General features: G+C 63.0%; 3 protein-coding genes. 2 read left to right on the plus strand and 1 reads right to left on the minus strand.

From position 1 onward, the window contains the following. Window positions 1-347 precede the first annotated feature (347 nt). Window positions 348-686, plus strand: coding sequence for a hypothetical protein (locus tag ACFPZL_RS13335; RefSeq protein ID WP_218116478.1), 339 nt, complete (start codon window positions 348-350; stop codon window positions 684-686). Further along, entirely contained in the window at window positions 683-967 is a 285-nt protein-coding gene (locus tag ACFPZL_RS13340) for an SHOCT domain-containing protein (RefSeq protein ID WP_382331274.1), read from the plus strand. Before ACFPZL_RS13335 ends, ACFPZL_RS13340 begins: the two co-directional genes overlap by 4 nt. 115 nt (window positions 968-1,082) lie before the next feature. Here ACFPZL_RS13340 and ACFPZL_RS13345 read toward each other — a convergent pair. Then, window positions 1,083-1,287 (minus strand): hypothetical protein (locus tag ACFPZL_RS13345; RefSeq protein ID WP_382335855.1); only part of this gene is annotated, 205 nt, incomplete at its 5' end.

Genomic DNA, 1,287 nt, shown 5'->3' on the forward strand with positions numbered 1-1,287 from the left:
TCGGCTATCGGACGCCGGTCGAGGTCGAGCAGGCGTATTACGCTGGCCAGGAATCACCCTCGCTTGCCCTTGCCGGGCAAGCCTCCCGATAGGAACGAAACCCAGGGCGATTCAGCTCGCTGACGCGTGCGGGCAGGTGCATCAGTCGTATTCCGATCACGTGATGCTGGCCGCGCTCCTCGCCGCCCGCGGTTCCGAAGTCGCCGGCCTCCGCGCGGGAGATGTGGACTGGGACAACCGGATCGTGTGGATCAGACGCCAGCACTACCCCGGCCGAGGCGGACTGGTCATCAAGCAGACCAAAGGCCGCCGACCTCGGCCCCGGCCTCACCGCCCTCCTCAACCGGGTGGAGCAGGGCATCATCGAAATCCTCGACATCGAGCTCATCGGCCGCGACGACGCAGGCGCGCCCATCAAACGTGCATTCGCCGACCTCGATGGCGTCACCGGTATTGACGTCGCAACGTTCGATGGGGTCGAGAGCGGCATCCTCGATGGGGACGACCTCGAAAGCATCGCCTCTGAGCTCCAGCCCGGGCAAATAGCGCTCGCTGTCGTTTACGAGGACCGCTCCCTCGCGATGGCCGCAGACGCATGGACAGCGATCGGTGGCGTCGAACTGTTCTCGGGCGGCATCGACATCGAAGAACTCGACCGGGCACTCAACGAAGGGAACCAGTCATGAGCCTCCTCCGCACCGCAGCCCGCGCATCCGTCGCGACCCGCGTCATCGGGAACACCCACCGACGCCAACAACAGCGCTGGGCCGCACAGGACGCGGCAACACCCCAGTCATCTCCTGCACCCCCGACCCCACAACCGGTGACACCCGCCCCGCCCGCCGCAGCACCTGCCGGGTCATCCGTACTGGATCAGCTCACTCAGCTCGGGCAACTCCGCGACGCAGGCGTACTCACCGAGACAGAATTCGAAACACAGAAACAGCGCATCCTCGCCAGCGCATAACCATGCAACAGCAGCGGAGGGTGCTCAGATCACAACGATCCGAACACCCTCTTCTGTCCAAGCAAGAGACGTTACCGCGGTCTCTTCTTGCTGGCTCTCCGCTTCTGTCGGGGAATCAGGTTGCGAACACAGATTCTCGAATCAGCTGTTCCGCGTCGCCGATATTCGCCATGCTCTTCGAGTAGAACAGCTCTCGAGAGAGCTGTGACATACCTCTATCCAGAACTCGCCGCTCACCAAGAGACTGAATCGTGTCGTGTTTGATGGAGGGTAATCCTGTACCGAAAGGAACCCCCGGCATCATGCCCGTCCCATACCCC

Source organism: Leucobacter soli (assembly GCF_042659205.1).
Lineage (GTDB): Bacteria > Actinomycetota > Actinomycetes > Actinomycetales > Microbacteriaceae > Leucobacter > Leucobacter soli.

Excerpts from the sequence above, each read along its gene's own strand:
- ACFPZL_RS13340 (WP_382331274.1), top strand. The coding sequence starts at position 683 with ATGAGCCTCCTCCGCACCGCAGCCCGCGCATCCGTCGCGACCCGCGTC.